Origin of the sequence: Bradyrhizobium sp. HKCCYLRH3073, from assembly GCF_051167995.1 — a bacterium.
Lineage (GTDB): Bacteria > Pseudomonadota > Alphaproteobacteria > Rhizobiales > Xanthobacteraceae > Bradyrhizobium.
In genome coordinates this window covers 105512-122181 of the sequence record NZ_JBNPUD010000010.1, presented here as the reverse complement: position 1 = coordinate 122181, position 16670 = coordinate 105512, and the positions used below count along the sequence as shown (strand labels likewise).

The 16670-nt window shown below is 66.7% G+C and carries 13 protein-coding genes; 1 reads left to right on the top strand and 12 read right to left on the bottom strand.

Annotation, left to right across the window (positions count from 1 at the left end):
- Nucleotides 1-322: 322 nt before the first annotated feature.
- Nucleotides 323-1048 (bottom strand): pyridoxamine 5'-phosphate oxidase family protein, encoded by a 726-nt coding sequence (locus tag ACQR1X_RS23070; RefSeq protein ID WP_316183167.1) that lies wholly within the window; start codon nucleotides 1046-1048, stop codon nucleotides 323-325.
- 64 nt (nucleotides 1049-1112) lie between these two features.
- Between ACQR1X_RS23070 and ACQR1X_RS23065 the strand changes: the two genes are divergently transcribed.
- A complete protein-coding gene (locus tag ACQR1X_RS23065; RefSeq protein ID WP_434899633.1) occupies nucleotides 1113-2561 on the top strand; it encodes a PLP-dependent aminotransferase family protein in 1449 nt (482 codons plus the stop codon).
- A 737-nt stretch (nucleotides 2562-3298) separates the two neighbouring features.
- On the opposite strand, the gene ACQR1X_RS23060 is transcribed toward ACQR1X_RS23065, so the two are convergent.
- The 11 genes from ACQR1X_RS23060 to ACQR1X_RS23010 form a co-directional block, all read right to left on the bottom strand.
- Nucleotides 3299-3877: a hypothetical protein gene (locus ACQR1X_RS23060; RefSeq protein WP_434899632.1), complete on the bottom strand. Its 579-nt coding sequence runs from the start codon at nucleotides 3875-3877 to the stop codon at nucleotides 3299-3301.
- Nucleotides 3878-4200: 323 nt separating this feature from the next.
- Entirely contained in the window at nucleotides 4201-4995 is a 795-nt protein-coding gene (locus ACQR1X_RS23055) for a class II aldolase/adducin family protein (RefSeq protein ID WP_434899631.1), read from the bottom strand.
- A gap of 180 nt (nucleotides 4996-5175) precedes the next feature.
- Nucleotides 5176-6714, bottom strand: a complete 1539-nt coding sequence (gene garD, locus ACQR1X_RS23050) for a galactarate dehydratase (RefSeq protein WP_434899630.1) — start codon at nucleotides 6712-6714, stop codon at nucleotides 5176-5178.
- 294 nt (nucleotides 6715-7008) lie between these two features.
- Nucleotides 7009-8457, bottom strand: a complete 1449-nt coding sequence (locus tag ACQR1X_RS23045) for an aldehyde dehydrogenase family protein (protein ID WP_434899629.1) — start codon at nucleotides 8455-8457, stop codon at nucleotides 7009-7011.
- A gap of 53 nt (nucleotides 8458-8510) precedes the next feature.
- A complete protein-coding gene (gene gudD / locus ACQR1X_RS23040; protein WP_434899628.1) occupies nucleotides 8511-9866 on the bottom strand; it encodes a glucarate dehydratase in 1356 nt (451 codons plus the stop codon).
- A gap of 153 nt (nucleotides 9867-10019) precedes the next feature.
- Nucleotides 10020-10964: a 5-dehydro-4-deoxyglucarate dehydratase gene (gene kdgD, locus ACQR1X_RS23035; RefSeq protein ID WP_434864186.1), complete on the bottom strand. Its 945-nt coding sequence runs from the start codon at nucleotides 10962-10964 to the stop codon at nucleotides 10020-10022.
- Nucleotides 10965-11098: 134 nt separating this feature from the next.
- Nucleotides 11099-12001 carry a LysR substrate-binding domain-containing protein gene (locus ACQR1X_RS23030; RefSeq protein ID WP_316181762.1) on the bottom strand — a complete coding sequence of 301 codons (903 nt, stop codon included), beginning with the start codon at nucleotides 11999-12001 and terminating at the stop codon, nucleotides 11099-11101.
- 284 nt (nucleotides 12002-12285) lie between these two features.
- On the bottom strand, nucleotides 12286-12924 hold the full coding sequence (locus tag ACQR1X_RS23025; RefSeq protein WP_434899627.1) for a DsbA family protein: 639 nt from the start codon (nucleotides 12922-12924) through the stop codon (nucleotides 12286-12288).
- Entirely contained in the window at nucleotides 12921-15035 is a 2115-nt protein-coding gene (locus ACQR1X_RS23020; protein ID WP_434899626.1) for a protein-disulfide reductase DsbD family protein, read from the bottom strand. Before ACQR1X_RS23020 ends, ACQR1X_RS23025 begins: the two co-directional genes overlap by 4 nt.
- Nucleotides 15036-15213: 178 nt before the next feature.
- Nucleotides 15214-15564, bottom strand: a complete 351-nt coding sequence (locus ACQR1X_RS23015) for a hypothetical protein (RefSeq protein WP_434899625.1) — start codon at nucleotides 15562-15564, stop codon at nucleotides 15214-15216.
- Nucleotides 15565-15706: 142 nt separating this feature from the next.
- Nucleotides 15707-16609 carry an MBL fold metallo-hydrolase gene (locus ACQR1X_RS23010; RefSeq protein ID WP_434899624.1) on the bottom strand — a complete coding sequence of 301 codons (903 nt, stop codon included), beginning with the start codon at nucleotides 16607-16609 and terminating at the stop codon, nucleotides 15707-15709.
- Nucleotides 16610-16670: the final 61 nt, after the last annotated feature.

Here is a 16670-nt window from a genome sequence, read left to right as displayed (position 1 = left end):
GAAGCGTAGTCGTAACGCTTGGCACGCGGTGCTCGTGAATGTGCCCTCTCCCCTTGTGGGAGAGGGCATCTTGGACGGTGCTCCAATCACGGTTGGGTGAGGGGTATTTGTCCACGAGCATCGTTCGTTGAGAGAACCCCTCACCCAAACGCGCATGCGGATAGGCCGCCGATGCCCTCTCCCACAAGGGGAGAGGGCACTTCATTGGGCAGCGTAGCCCTGACTGGTCTGATCGGGCCGTAGGGTGGGCACGGCGCGATCGCTAGCCAGCAACAAGCGCGGCGCTGGGACGCGCCTTTGCCCACCCTACACTTCCGTTATCTTAACTACCCGCCGGATAGCTCGCTGCATACGCCTCCGTCAGCGCCTCATCCAGCCGCCGCCCAGAGCTGAAACCTGACAGCGTTGCGGGACGGGTGACGCCCTCTAGCAATCGGCCATCGGGCTCCGGCGAGCCGATCAGGGTGTGGACCGGAATGCGCTCGGCATAGATCGGCAGCGCATAATCTTCCTCGTCATCGATGACGCCGGCGGCGCGGATCTTCGCCGATGCCTTCTCGATTTCCATGGTGATAACCGATGTCGCCTTGAGCTCCTGCTCAGTGGTCTGGCGCAGGCTCGCCGTGCGGCCGGGAAACAGGCGGTCGACCATCATCACCAGCGCGCGCTCCTTCTCCGCCTGATCCTCGATCAGCCGGGCATGGCCGAACGCCATCACCGAGCGGTAGTCGGCGGAATGGTGGAAGGCGCTGCGCGCCAGCACCAGCGCGTCGAGATGGGTGACGGTGAGACAGGCCGGCTGTCCTTCCGACTGGTTGCGCAGCATGCGGCTCGCGCTCGAGCCGTGCCAATACAGCGTCGTTCCCTCGCGCCAGAACAGCGTCGGCGTGCAATAGGGCTGGCCGTCGATGACATAGGACACGTGGCACAGCGTTGCGGAGTCGAGCACGGCATGGACCGTCGCATGATCGTAGTGGGCGCGCTGATGCCGCCGCTTGACCCGGTTGGTGTCGTCGACGGCATAGCTCGGCATCTGTTGCTCGGACATCGTCAGTCTCCTGTTTCCGCCGACGTCATGCCATGGCAAAGTGGTTGCCGGGAGTTCCACTTCGATGCGAAAGCAATCAACCACTTCGCGGCGCCGCGACGACGTGCTGGCGCTGCCGATCCGGCTCGACCGCAGCATCCGCAGCCAGTCGCAGCAGGTGCATGGCGCGCTGCGCACCGGCATCGTCGATGGCCTGCTCGCCCCGGGTCTTCGTCTGCCCTCGACGCGCGGGCTCGCCGAGCAGCTCGGCGTCCGCCGCAACGCGATCGTCGCAGCCTATGAAGCGCTGCTGTCAGATGGCCTGGTCGAGGCGCGCCACGGCGCCGGCACCTATGTCGCGGCACGGCTGCCGGCGCCGCAGGTCGCCGCGCCGGTGGCCGAGCTGGACATCCGCATTCCGCCGCGCCGGCCGTTCGCGCTCGGCTGCACGCTGGTCGATCCCGTGCTGTTGCGGCGGCTCGCCGCGGCCAGCCGGCGCCGCATCGCCCACGCCGCGCCGGATGAGCTCGGCTATGGCGATCCGCGCGGCAGCCTGCATCTGCGCACCGAGGTTGCGCACTATCTTGCGGCCAATCGCGGCGTCCGCTGCGACCCGAGCTGCATCCTGATCGTGAGCGGCACCCAGCACGGCCTGCGGCTGTGCATCGACGCGCTGCTGGCACCGGGCGATCCCGTCTGGTTCGAGGACCCCGGCTACGTCGCCTCGCGCCACACGTTGAGCACGGCCGGTGCGAAGCTGGTCCCGGTGCCCGTCGATGACGAAGGCCTCATGGTGAGCGCGGGCGAGACGGCGTACGGCGCGGCCAAGGCCGCCTACGTGACGCCATCACATCAGTTTCCGACCGGCGTTGCGATGAGCATGGCGCGGCGCATCGCGCTGCTCGACTGGGCGCGCAGGGCGGACGCCTACATCTTCGAGGACGACTACGACAGCGAGTACCGCTTTGCCGGCCCGCCGCTGACGGCGTTGGCCGGCATCGGCGGCGAGCGCGTGATCTATCTCGGCACCTTCGGCAAGACGCTGTTCGCGGGACTGCGGCTCGGCTATCTCGTGGTGCCGCCGGCGCTGGTCGCGCGGGTGGTCGCGGCGCGCGCGGCGCAGGACCGGTTTCCCCCGGCCTTCATGCAGGACGCGCTGGCCGACCTGATGGCCGACGGCGTGCTCGCGGCCCACATGCGGCGGATGCGCCCGCGCTACCGCCAGGCGCGCGATGTCGTCGCCGAAGCGCTGGCCAGGCACGGCAAAGGCAGCCTGCAACTGGCCGCGCCCTCGCAAGGATTGCATCTGCTGGCGACCTTGCCGCCCGCAACACCGAAGGGCACGGCGAAACTGATCCGCGACCGCGCCGGCATCGAGTGCCGGCTGTTGTCGGATGCGCGGATCGTGCAGCGCGGGCCTGACGGTTTCATCCTGGGCTATTCGGGCTTTGCGGCGAAGGATCTCGCCGACGCCGCCAGGCGGCTCGGGCGCGCTGCACAGGATCTCCTGGGCGCGGCTGCGCGCCCGCGCTGAGCGTCGCTTGTCGATGTTACGGGTGTGGCCGAGCCGGCACGTCGGGCAAATCAGCCCCGCTCTGAACGTCTGCGCGCCTGTGCAGAGGCCGCCGCCAGCGGTTGCGCGCAACAAGCCGTCGTAATTTTGTTCAATCCGTTCAACGGCCTCTCGATGCCTGGTCGCGCGCTCGCATTTTCCGCTTTCGTTTTTTCGAAAATCATGCTTTGGTTGCGCATCCCGCCTCACCGCAGAGGGGCGTTGCGCGCGATCGTCACGACACGCGAGGCGGGGATGCGATGGCCGCGATCAAGCCGCAACGTGTCTTTGGATGCATGGACGAACGGCGAGGCTGCGGACGTGAAGTCGCAGGGTCCTGACACCCCGACGCTGGTGTCCAGCGCAATGCGCGCAAGCGCATTGCGCCATGGTGGCCAACAAGCCCGGCGCACCAGGGAGACTGCGTATAAGCGTGAAGACCATCGCGCAGGGAATGCCGGAGTGTACGGCTTTGCCTGTGGTACCTGCCGCCTGCATTTTTTTCGCAGGCGGGCCATGGGTGGGGCCTTCACCCGGCATTCCCTGCGCCCTTTGCACTTCGAAGGGGCGAGATGGATCGTAAGCCTCGGGCATCATCTGCCGCGAGAACGCGCCCTCATGTTAACGCGCCCTCATGTTCATGGCTGTTCGAGATGCGGATTGGAGCAGATGCGCGTCAGGCGACGCGGATGCGCGCGGTCGCCGCAATCGCTACGCGCTTATTCATAGGGATTGTGCTCGGCGTTCGTCATCGTCTGGCGCACCCGGCGCAAGGTGATGGGCGTGCCGTCGGAGACGAACACCAGCTCATAGGCGCGGCCGCTGTCGTCCTTGGCGGAGCAGGTCACGCTGGTGACCTTGAGCATCGCGAAATTGCCGACCTGACGGCACACGCCGGCCGAGCTCTTCGTGGCCGGCACCGGAATGCCATCGACCTTCGGACGATGCTTGGAGTTCAGCAGCATGCGGTCGATCGGCAATTCGTAGACGTTCTGAATCGACCTGCGGCCATTGACGCCGGAGAACGCGATGATGTGATTCTCGTCAGCGGGATCGTCGAGCGCGACGGTGAAATGAGCGCGTCCCTTCTCGCTGTGAAAGAACGCCACCGTCTTGCACGAATATTCGCGGCCATCGACCTTCGCGGTGCGGCAGGTGCCGGACATCAGCGCATAGAGATCGATGTCGGGCCGGTCCTCCGGCGCGCTCGCCACCGGCATCGGCTGCTGAGCCAGACATGGCGTCCCCAGGGAGAGCGCGAGCGCAAGGACGGCGAGGCGAGGAAAATGCAGGGGCATCCGCGGGGAGAGCCTGGAGGAATCGGGACGGCGCGAGAGGTCAAGCGATGTGTCAGCTTTGCGGCAAAAAGAGGTCGGAAGCAGCGCTGTGCACCTCCGATCGCACCCGTGCAGAGCCCGACGCTGAACCGCGCCGGTGGTCGTTCGATACCGCAAAAGCAATGGAAAGTTCCGGGACGCAAGCCCCATGGGATCGATACGGCCGGAACAACGGCCCAACACGACAACGACAGGGAGAAACCGATGACATTGTCACGTCGTGGCCCAACGCGTCACAGGATTCCGGGGCACCGCTGCGGTGAAATGATCTTCAACCTCCAGGACTACTTCGCCGACTGCACCTTCTGCTTCCAAAGCGCCCAGGCACGATCCATGATCACCATGTTGACGCCATCGGCCTTGGCAGCCTCCTCGGCGCTGAGATACGTCACCTCGGAGCCGAGCCCGAGTGCCTGCGCCTGCAGCTTCGCATTCACGTCGGTGTAATAGGCGCGGAACACGGCGGCCTTGACCGCAGGACCGACGGTGACGTCGCCATGGCCGCGCATCAGCACCACGGACTTGTCGCCGAGCGCGGATGCGAGCGATTTGCCGATCGCATTATTGCGCACCAGCATGTCGGTGGCGCCGAACTCCTTGCCGATGTCCCACACCGGCGCGCCGTCGCCGAGGAAGGCGGCGTTGTGATACAGCGGCTTCAAGGGTGTATGGCTGACGCTGAACGGCACGACGCCCGGCGAATGGGTGTGCACGACGGCGTTGACGTCCGGACGGGCCTTGTAGATCTCGGCATGGATGAAGCGTTCGAGGAACACCGCACGGTTCTTCGCATCGACCGGTTCGCCGTTCTCGTCGAACTCCATGATGTCGTTGGCTGTGACCTGCGCCGGCGCGATCGAGCGTGCCATCAGGAAGTGGTGCGGATTGGTGGGATGCCGCGCGCTGACATGGCCGAAGGCGTCGACGACGCCGAGATCGGCGAGGATGCGGCTGCCGGTCGCGATGTCCTCGAGCAGCTCGCGGGGAACGCCGGGGATGGAGTCGTCGGCGCGGGAGGGGGTGGCGGAGAGAAGGAGGGCGGTGACCGCAAGGACGGCAAAGCGGCTGAAGCTCGACATCTGATTTTCCCTCCCGGCCTGCGTGATCCAGACTCGTCGCTTCAACATACGCGTCATTGCGAGCGAAGCGAAGCAATCCAGAATAGTGGGCGGGACTCTGGATTGCTTCGCTCTGCTCGCAATGACGGGGACAGGTCTGAGCGAAATCATCGCCATATCAGGATGAGCGATGTTGCTCCCTCAGGTCACCGGAGCCGGATTGAACAGCGTCAGATCGTTGTGGATGCCCCAGCGGTCCGACCATGGCTTGGTGCGGCCGGAGGCGACGTCGAGGATCAGCTTGAACAGCTCCCAGCCGGTCTCCTCGATGGTCATCTCGCCGGTGGCGATGCGGCCGGCATCGAAGTCGATCAGGTCCTTCCAGCGCCGCGCCAGCTCGCTGCGGGTCGCGACCTTGATGACTGGGGCGGCGGCAAGGCCGTAGGGCGTGCCGCGGCCGGTGGTGAAGACCTGGAGGGTCATGCCGGAGGCGAGCTGCAAGGTGCCGCAGATGAAGTCGCTTGCCGGCGTCGCCGCAAACAGCATGCCCTTCTGCTTGGCCTTCTCGCCCGGCGCCAGCACGCCATGGATGGGGCCGGAGCCGGACTTCACGATCGAGCCGAGCGACTTCTCGACGATGTTGGCGAGCCCGCCCTTCTTGTTGCCGGGCGTCGTGTTGGCGCTGCGATCGGCGCCGCCGCGCGCCAGATACGCGTCGTACCAGTCCATCTCGCGGATCAGCGCGCGGCCGACCTCCTCGTTGATGGCGCGGCGGGTGAGCAGCTGGATGGCATCGCGGACTTCCGTGACTTCCGAGAACATCACGGTCGCGCCGGCGCGCACCAGCAGGTCCGCTGCAAAGCCGACGGCGGGATTGGCGGTCACGCCGGAGAACGCGTCGCTGCCGCCGCATTGCAGGCCGATGACCAGATCGGACGCCGGACAGGTCTCGCGCGTGCGCTTGTTGAGCTCGGCGAGGCGACGGTCGGCCTGGGTCATGATGGCATCGACAATGGCGCCGAAGCCGTCGAAGGCTTCGTCCTGCATGCGGACGATGGAGTCCTCCGTGCCCTCCGGCAGCAGCCGCTCCGGCGCGAGCTTCTCGCAGCCGAGGCCGACGACCAGGATCTCGCCGCCAAAATTCGGGTTCAGTGCGAGGTTCTGCAAGGTGCGGATCGGCACCACGGCATCTGGCGCCGTGATCGCGACGCCGCAGCCATAGGCATGGGTGAGCGCGACGACGTCATCGACATTTGGGTACTTCGGCAGCAGCTCGCTCTTGATGCGCTTGGTCGCGAATTCGAGCGTACCCTTGACGCATTGGACCGAGGTCGAGATGCCGAGCACGTTGCGGGTGCCGACCGAGCCGTCGCGATTGCGATAGCCTTCGAAGGTGTAGCCGTCGAGCGGCGGCAGCGGCGCCGGGACGGCGGTCGAAATCTCCAGCTTGTCGAGGGCAGGAGCCTCCGGCATGTCGATGCGGGCCTCGTCGACCCATTCGCCGGCTCCGATCGGCGACTTCGCAGTGCCGATGATCTCGCCGTAGCGGACGATCGGCGCGCCTTGCGCGATGTCGACCAGGGCGGTCTTGTGGCCCTGCGGGACGAAGCTCCTCAGCGTCAGGCCGTCGGGCAGCTTGGTGCCGGCAGGCAGGCCGAAATCGTTCACCACGATCGCGACGTTGTCGCGCGCGTTGAGCTTGATGGTGCGGGGCTCCTGGTTCACGACCTGCTGGTTCATGCTGGCTCCGTTGTGCTCCGTAGGGTGGGCAAAGCGAAGCGTGCCCACCGCCTTTCGTCTTGGTCGACTGTTGGTGGGCACGGCGCTGTCGCGCCTTTGCCTACCCTACAGCTCTCTCTTCACCTCTCCCGCAGGGAGAGGTCGGATTGCATCGGAGAAGCGATCCGGGTGAGGGGGGCTCGCCGCGGAGACTGTCCGTGCGGCTGCCCCTCACCCCAGCCCTCTCCCCGTAAGAACGGGGAGAGGGAGCAGACCGCCTCTGCCGCGATCTCATTCGCTCGCAATGATGAGGGCTCACACCGGGAAGGTGTAGGCCGTCTTCACCGTGGTGTAGAACTCGCGCGCGTAGGAGCCCTGCTCGCGGGCGCCGTAGCTCGAGCCCTTGCGGCCGCCGAACGGGACGTGGTAGTCGACGCCGGCGGTCGGCAGGTTGACCATCACCATGCCGGCCTCGCTGTTGCGCTTGAAGTGCGAGGCGTATTTCAGGCTGGTGGTGCAGACGCCGGCGGCGAGGCCGAACTCGGTGTCGTTCGAGATCGCCAGCGCCTCGTCGTAGTTCTTGGCGCGGATGACGCAGGCGACCGGTCCGAAGATCTCCTCGCGGGCAATGCGCATGGTGTTGGTGGCCTCGGTGAACAGCGCCGGCTGCATGTAGAAGCCGGGGGTCTCGCGGTTCAGAAGCTCGCCGCCCCAGGTCAGCTTGGCGCCTTCGTCCTGGCCGATCTTGAGATAGCGCTGGTCCTGCTCGAGCTGATTGCCGTCGACCACCGGGCCGATATGGGTACCCTGCTTGACGGCGTCGTCGACGACGAGGCCCTTCAGACGTTCCGTCAGCGCTTCAACGAACTTGTCGTGAATGCCTTCGGTGACGATCAGGCGCGAGGAGGCCGTGCAGCGCTGACCGGTGGAGAAATAGGCGCCGTTGGCGGCGGCTTCGACCGCGACCTTGACGTCGGCATCGTCGAGCACGACGAGCGGATTCTTGCCGCCCATTTCGAGCTGGAACTTCTTCATCGGGTTCGACAGCACGCAGGCCTGCGCGATCTTGCGCCCCGTCCCGACCGAGCCGGTGAAGGAGATGGCGGCGACGTCCGGGTGTTCGAGCAAGGTCTGGCCGACCACCGAGCCGGAGCCGACGACGAGATTGAACACGCCGGCGGGAAGGCCGGAGCGGGCGATGATCTCGGACAGCGCATGCGCGGAGCCGGGCACCAGCTCGGCCGGCTTGAACACCACCGTGTTGCCGTAGCAGAGCGCGGGCGCGATCTTCCAGGCGGGGATCGCGATCGGGAAATTCCAGGGCGTGATCATGCCGACGACGCCGACGGCCTCGCGGGTGATCTCGACGTCGAGACCCGGACGGACCGAGGCGCCCTTCTCGCCGGTCAGGCGCAGCGCCTCGCCGGCAAAGAACGCAAAGATCTGGCCGGCACGGGCGACCTCGCCGATGCCCTCCGGCAGGGTCTTGCCTTCCTCGCGCGCCAGCAGGCGGCCGAGCTCTTCCTTGCGCGACAGGATCTCCGCCGAGATCTTGTTCAGCGCGTCATAGCGCTCCTGCGGGGTCGAGCGCGACCAGGCCGGGAAGGCGGCCTTGGCGGCGGCGATCGCCTTCTCGGTCTGCGCCTTGTCGGCCTTGGCATATTCGCCGACGACGTCGTTGGTGTTCGAGGGGTTGATGTTGCGGGTGACCCCGCTGCCGTCGACCCACTCGCCGGCGATGAAATTCTTGAGGATCGCGTTCATGTTGTTCTCCAGACTTTGCGCGATTGCTCGGACAATCTAACCGATCGCCCCCGTCATCGCACGAGACAGGGACGCTTGTCGTCGAAGGTCCAGCCGGGGATCAGATACTGCATTGCGACGGCGTCGTCGCGTGCGCCGAGCCCGTGGCTCTTGTACAGCGCATGAGCCTTTTCGATGGCGTCGCGGTCAACCTCGATGCCGAGCCCGGGTTGCTCCGGCACCGCGATCTTGCCGGCCTTGATCTGCAGCGGCTGCCTGGTCAGCGCCTGGCCGTCCTGCCAGATCCAGTGGGTGTCGATCGCCGTGACCTTGCCTGGAGCTGCGGCGGCGACATGGGTGAACATCGCCAGCGAAATGTCGAAATGGTTGTTGGAGTGTGAACCCCAGGTCAGGCCATTGTCGCGGCAGGTCTGGGCGACGCGCACCGAGCCCTGCATGGTCCAGAAATGGGGATCGGCCAGGGGAATGTCGACCGCGCCGAGGCGCAGCGCATGACTGAGCTGCCGCCAGTCCGTGGCGATCATGTTGGTGGCGGTCGGCAGGCCGGTGGCGCGGCGGAATTCGGCCATGATCTCGCGGCCGGAGAAGCCGGCCTCGGCGCCGCAGGGATCCTCGGCATAGGCCAGGATGCCGTGCATGTCCCTGCACAGCCGGATCGCCTCATCCAGCGACCATGCGCCGTTGGGATCGAGCGTGACGCGGGCCTGCGGGAAGCGCTTGGCGATGGCGGTCACCGCGTCGATCTCGGCTTCACCGGCGAGCACGCCGCCCTTCAGTTTGAAATCGACGAAGCCGTAGGCCTCGTGCGTCGCCTCGGCGAGCCGCACCACCGCTTCGGGCGTCATCGCCTCCTGGTGTCGCAGCGTATACCAGCCGTCCTTCTCGCCCTCGCCGGTGGCATAGGGCAGGTCGGTCTTCCTGCGGTCGCCGATGAAGAAGAGATAGCCGAGCGCCTCGACGGAAGCGCGCTGCTGGCCCTCGCCGAGCAGCGCAGCGACCGGGAGGCCGAGATGCTGGCCGAGCAGGTCGAGCAGTGCGGATTCGACTGCCGTGACCGCGTGGATCATCACGCGCAGATCGAACGTCTGCTTGCCGCGGCCGCCGGCGTCGCGGTCAGCGAAGGCGGTGCGCATCGCGGCGAGGATCGTGTTGCAGGCGCCGATGCTCTGGCCCACGATCAGGCTCTTCGCATCCTCCAGCGTCCGCCGGATCTTCTCGCCGCCGGGCACCTCGCCGACGCCGGTGCGGCCGGAATTGTCGGTGAGGATGACGATGTTGCGGGTGAAGAACGGCCCATGCGCGCCTGAGAGATTGAGCAGCATGCTGTCACGGCCTGCGACCGGAATGACCTCCATGCCGGTGACGACCGGCGCCCCGGAGATGTCCGCGCGGGTGGCGTCGTGACTCATGTGCTCCTCCTCGTCTTCTTACCTCCGTCATTCCGGGGCAGCCCGTCAGGGCTGAACCCGGAATCCAGAGATTGGCTTGCGCCGCTTCTTTTCCATCAACTTCGAGATTCCGGGTTCAAGGCCTTGCGGCCTTGCCCCGGAATGACTGCGAAATCACTCCGCCGCCTGCTGCGCCGTCACGGCGCCCGGCAGCGCCTTCACCAGCGCGGTCAGCTCGGCCATCTCGGCCTCGGTGAGGTCGGTCAGCGGCAGGCGGACCGGGCCGGAGTCGCGGCCGATCACCTTCATGCCGGCCTTGATGATCGAGACCGCGTAGCCCTTCTTGCGGTTGCGTATCGCGATCAGCGGCAAAATGAAATCCTTCAATCCGGCATGGATCGTGGCGTGGTCGCGCTTGCGCACTGCGGCATAGAAGTTCGTGGCGAATTCCGGCACGAAGTTGAACACCGCCGAGGAGTAGGTGGTCACGCCCATGTCGAGATAGGGCAGAGCGAAGGTCTCGGCCGTCGGCAGGCCGCCGATATAGGTCAGGCGGTCGCCCATCTTGCTGTACACCCGGGTCATCAGCTCGATGTCGCCGATGCCGTCCTTGTAGCCGACCAGGTTCGGGCAGCGCTCGCACAGCCGCGCCAGCGTATCCGGCTGCAGGATGGCGTTGTCGCGGTTATAGACGATGACGCCGATCTTGACCGACTTGCAGATCGCCTCGACATGGGCGGCGAGGCCGTCCTGCTCGGCATGCATCAGATAGGGCGGCAGCAGCAGGAGGCCGTCGGCGCCGGCCTTCTCGGCACCGATGGCGATCTCGCGGGCGATCGCGGTGCCATAGCCGGTGCCGGCGAGCACGGGCACGCGGCCCTTGGTCTCCTCGACCGCGACCCGCACGACTTCAGGCACCTCGGCCGCCGTCAGCGAGAAGAACTCGCCGGTGCCGCCGGCGGCGAACAGGCCGGCGACGTCGTAGCCGCACAGCCAGTCCATGTTGGCGCGATAGGTGGCCTCGTCGAACGAATAGTCGGCCTTGAACGGCGTCACGGGGAAGGAGAGCAGGCCGCTGCCGATCTTCGCAGCCATTTCCGTCGGGGTCATCTTGCTCATCGCGCGGGTCCTTCACGAATGTCCTTGGGAACGGGCGCGGCAGGCGCCGGCGCGCATTCCCCCGGGCGATGTCGTAGGACCAAGTTCGATGCCGGTCCAAGCCAATGACGGTATTGATTGATGTGGATCGGGTATCAATCCTCGACCGGCTTGACGGCGAGATTGCCGGCCAGATCGACCAGTGCCGGCAGCAGCGGATTGTCGTGATCGCGCCGCCAGACCAGGAACAGCTCGGCCGGCGTCGGATTGCGCAGCTTCAGCGGCCGCAGCCGGACATCGGCGATCTTCAGGCTGGAGGCCGCTTCGGGCACGATCGCAAGCCCGAGGCCGGCGCGCACCATCGCCAGGATGGAATGGATCTGGCTCAGATGCTGCACGTAGCGCGGCAGCACCTCGGCGCGCATGAACTGCGACACCAGGAGATCGTGGAAATAGCGCGCCTCGGTCTGCGAATACATGATGAAGTTCTGGCCGTCGAAATCACGGATCGACACGCTCTCGGCGGAGGCGAGACGATGGCGGCGCGGCAGCGCGGCGCAGAGCGGCTCGGCGACGACGCGGCGGGTGGCGAATTCGGGGCGCGCGATCGGCGGCCGCAGCAGGCCGGCGTCGATCTGGCCGGAGGCGAGCGCCTCGATCTGGTCGCCGGAGACCATCTCCTTCAGCGACAGATCGGCTTCTGGAAGCTCGCTGCGGCAGGCGGCGACCAGATCGGGCAGGAAGCTGTAGGCCGCGGCCGCGGTGAAGCCGATCTTGAGCGAGCCGCTCTTGCCGCTGGCAATGCGCTGCGCCACCTGGGCGGCGCTCTCGGCCATCTTCAGGATGCGCCGTGCCTCCGGCAGGAAGCTGCGGCCCGCCGGCGTCAGCTTCACCGAGCGGCTGGTGCGCTCGAGCAGCACCGCATCGATGATGTGCTCCAGCACCTGGATCTGCCGCGACAGCGGCGGCTGCGTCATGTTGAGCCGGATCGCGGCGCGGCCGAAATGCAGCTCCTCGGCCACGGTGACGAAGCAGCGCAGCTGGTTGAGGTCGAACATCGATGCATCCTCGGCATGGATCGGGCAGGCGATCTGGGCTTGGTAGCATCGATTTGGGGCAGTGGGAATGTCGGCGGGATCGGCGGCCGCGGCGACCGCCTCACTGATACCGAGATCGGCCTGACCGCGGTGGCCGACCGCATCAGGACCTCGCTCCATCGCGGAAAGCATCAGGGAGCCCCGCTGTCCCAGACGTCTGGAACGAGATCACCCTAACCCTTGCACCCGCCATTGAGCCGCACCTTGGGGGCGCGGCGTGTCCGTGGCGAGCGCCAGGGGCCCGCTCACTTGGCGGATGCAGCCGCGCGGGCATCCGCAATGGCCTGCTTGAAAGCCTGGGCATTGGGGACGCCGGGGATGCGGAAATGGCCGATGATGAAGGCCGGCGTGCCGCGGAAGCCGAGGCCCGTGGCCTGCTCGTGATTGCGCGCGAGCACGGCGTCGATGTCGGCGTGCTTGGCCGCGAGGTCGGCCTTGGCGCGGCCCAGATCGATTCCGGCGCCGCTGAGCGCCGCATCGACCTTGGCTTCCGACAGCTTGTCGTGCAGCGAAATCAGCGCCTCGTGCGCCTCGGCGAACTTGTCCTGATATCTCGCCGCCAGGGTGAGGCGGGCCGCGTAGATCGAGGCGCCGCCGAAGATCGGCCAATCCTTGAAGACGAGGCGGACGTGACCGTCGTCGCGAACCACCTTGGCGAGCTCCGGGCTGATCTTGCGGCAATACGGACACTGATAGTCGAAATACTCGACGATCGTGATGTCGCCCTCGGCGTTGCCGACAGCGGGGATGGCGGGATCGTTCAGGATGCGCGCCTCGCTCAGAATGTCGGTGTCGTCGTCCTCGGCGCGGGCCTGGATCGGCAGGATCGCCGTGGCGAGCAGCAGCAGCGTCGCGATCGATGCGGCGAAGGTCTTCGTGGTCATGTCTTGTCGTTCTCCTGATGAGGGGTGGTTGAGGCGGTGTCGATCGCGTCGAGCACGATCTGTGGAGTCAGTAGTTCGGGCAGCACGATGCCGGCGGGAGCGCCCGGGCCGAACACGGCGTTGAACGGCAGGCCGTAGCGGCCGAAGGATCGCAGATAGGTCGCGATCGCATCGCTGGGGGAGGTCCAGTCGCCCCTGACGGCAACGACACCCGACGCAAGGCGACCGCGCACGGCCGTGCTGTCGAGCACGAGCTTCTCGTTCACCTTGCAGGTGACGCACCAGCTGGCGCCGACATCGACGAAGACCGTGCGACCGGCGCGCACCTGTGCCGCGATCTCGGCGGGCACCAGCGGCTGCCAGGCGATTCCGGCCGGTCGGCTTCCGCCATCCGGCTGCTTGATGGAGGTGGCGGCGATCAGCGTTAGTCCGATCATGCCGGCGAGGCCGGCTCCAGCGATCGTTCGCCGCAACGGGAAACGGAGCGCCGCCATGATCAGCGTGGGGACCAGCAGCGCAGCGGCGAGGACGGCCGCAGTCGCCGGGCCACTGATGTCGGCGAGCACGGTCAGCAGCCATAGCGCGGTCGCCGCCATCGCGGCCGCTGCGACGGCGCGCAGCTTCAGCATCCAGCGGCCGGGCCGCGGGAAGAGAGCGGCGAGGCCGGGCGCTGCGGCCAGACACAGATAGGGCGCTGCCATGCCGAGCCCGAGCGTGGTGAACACCAGCAGGATCTGCGGCGCGGCCTGCGACAGCGCAAAGGCGACGGCGGTGCCGACGAACGGCGCCGAGCACGGCGTGGCCAGCAGCGTCATGACGAAGCCGTTGATGGCATGACCTGCCATCGTCCTGTGGCTCGCGGCGTTGCCAAGGCGGCCGGCGATCCACCACGGCAGGCCGATCTCGAACAGGCCGAGCAGGTTGGCACCGAATGCGGCGAGCACGATGATCATCGCGATGAGGAAAGCTGGCTGCTGAAACTGCAGGCCCCAGCCGACTTCGGCGCCCGCGGCCTTGAGCGCGGAGAGGACGGTGGCAAGGGTCACGAATGAGGCGACGATGCCGGCCGCCGTCGCCAGGAATGCCCGGCGCGGCGAGGGCGCGCGTGCGGGATCGTGATCGACCAGCGAAACGAGCTTCAACGATAACACCGGAAACACACATGGCATGAAGTTGAGGATGAAGCCGCCGAGCAGGGCCACGCCGAGCATGGCCCAGATCGATGCCGCCGAAGGACGCGGTGCCGCTGTGGCTGCTTTGGCCGCAGAAGCGCGAGCAGCTTGATCGGCATCCACCGGAAGCATGGCTTCGATCGATCGATCGCCATCGACCAGGGTGACCCGCAGGCGTTGCACCGGACCGGCCTGATCGAGGCCTTGCACCGGTACGGTGATCCGGACGCCGCCGTCCGACATCGGGCTCACCTGGGGACGGCCGCCGGACACGGCGTCGTTCCCATCAAGGAAGACGTCGGGCGCGTGCAGTGGCGGCGTCGCATGCGCCTCGAGCTGCAGGTGCGGCTTTGGTTGCCGATCGATGCGCAACGCCGTGATGGAAAGCCCGGGCGCGCTCGCGCGCGGGACGCTCTGCCGCCATTCGTCGATCAGCGCCTGATCGTTCGGCCGGCGCGACACGGCGGGGATGTCGGCCTCGAGATGGGCCTCCTGCTGGGTGCAGATGACCGAGCAGACGAACAGCACGGTTTTCAGCGTGAGATGCGCGGGCGCCGCGCCATCCTCGAGCCGCACGCGCAACGGAAACAGCACGTGCTCGGCATAGCCGAACGTGTCGATATCCTGCTCGCTGAAGCGGCTCGGTGCCGGCCATTCGACGGTGACATCGGCGACGTTGCGCGAGCCGGTCCAGTCGAATTCGGGCGGCGCGCCGGCGTCGCCGGGCGAGCGCCAATAGGTGTGCCAGCCTGCATCCAGCCTGACATCCAGTCCGGCCCATGCCGCGGCCGGGCCGCCGTCTGCTCGCGTGACGTCGCCGACCAGCAGGCGCGTGTCGACGTTCGCCTGCGGTCGCAATTCGCCCGCGACAGCGGTCGTCGCCGCAAGATGGAGCAGGCCGAGCAGCCATGCGAGCCGGCCAAGATGACGGATGGACATGATGATCTCCCGCGCGCTGATCGTGCGTTGCGGTGGCAGTTGCGCTGCGCGACCCGGCGCAAGGCGCGCCTGGCAATGGGCACCTTAAGCCGACCTGCACGACGCACGATCGATGGTGGATATTCGTCCGCTCAAGTCACGACGTTACGCGGCCCGCGAGCCGATGACGACGGAAGGATCAGGCGTGGCGACAGGGGGGACGGTAGGGCGAGGACGCGTCGCATTGCGTCGTCAGCGCCTCGTCATAGGGGCGCCAGGACAGCGTCCGGGACGCGGCAACCGGCTGTGCCGCCCCACTGTCGCTCGCGGGGACGGCAGTCAGACCCGCCGCGGCAAACGGACACGCGTTGATCATGCCCGGGATGACGGCCTTCCTGCATGGCTTGGGCGCGCTGGTGGTCGTTCGGGACCATTGGTGCACACCGGCGCCGGCGTCGGCCGTTGCTACCTCGAAGGTTCCGAGCAGAGGCGCCAGACTCAAGACGAGCGCGATCAGCGCCGCCATCAGGCGGCGTGTCATCGCGGGCATCTCGAGCTCAGCACATCTCATCGTGGATCATCTTCTCCAGTCTGGACTGGTCGCGCAGACCGACCGCTGTTGGCAACTGACATCTTCGTGACGCCGCGAACTTGCGGACAAACCCGCATCGCGTGAGCAAAGCGAGTGGTTCTCAAAGTACGTTGATCGGTACCTTCAGGAATGTCTTTCCTGTCGCGTCCGCGGGAGGCAGATGTCCGGCGCGGATATTGACCTGCAGCGATGGAATGATCAGGCGCGGCATGCCGAGCGTCTTGTCGCGGGCCTCGCGGAGCGCGACGAACTCGTTCTCGGTCATCCCGTCTCGGGCGTGGATGTTGTGGAGCCGCTCCTCGCCGACGGTCGTTTCCCAGCGCACCGTGCGGTCGTCGGGGGCATAGTCGTGACACATGAACAGCCGGGTCTCGCGCGGCAGCGTCTCAAGGATCTTCCGGATCGAGCGGTACAGCGTGCGCGCATTGCCGCCTGGAAAGTCGGCCCGCGCCGTTCCCCCGTCCGGCATGAACAAGGTGTCGCCGACGAAAGCGGCATCGCCCATCACATGTGTGGCACAGGCCGGCGTATGGCCGGGCGTGTGCATCACGAAGGCCGTCATCTGTCCCACCTGATAGGTGTCGCCATCCTTGAACAGCCGGTCGAACTGGCTGCCGTCGCGGCGAAACTCCGTGCCCTCGTTGAAGACCTTGCCGAAGGTCTCCTGCACGGTCAGGATATGTTCGCCGATGCCGATCTTGCCGCCGAGCTTGTCCTGGATGTAGGGCGCAGCGGAGAGATGGTCGGCATGCGCATGCGTTTCGATCAGCCACTCCGGCCTGAGGCCGTTGATCTTCACGTAGTCGATCAGCATGTCGGCGGAGCGTGTGCTGATTCGGCCGGCCGCGTAGTCGATGTCGAGGACGGGATCGACGATCGCGCAGGACGGCGATGACGGGTCCTTCACCACGTAGCTGATCGTGCTGGTGTCAGGATCGAAAAATCCGGCCACCTTCGGCTGCATGCGGAGATCGATTGGATAGGAATCGATTCGATAGGACATGGCTGCTGCTCCACGATTTGGCTCCGGGGCGGCATCGCCGCCCACGGCGCGTTTGTCGTCC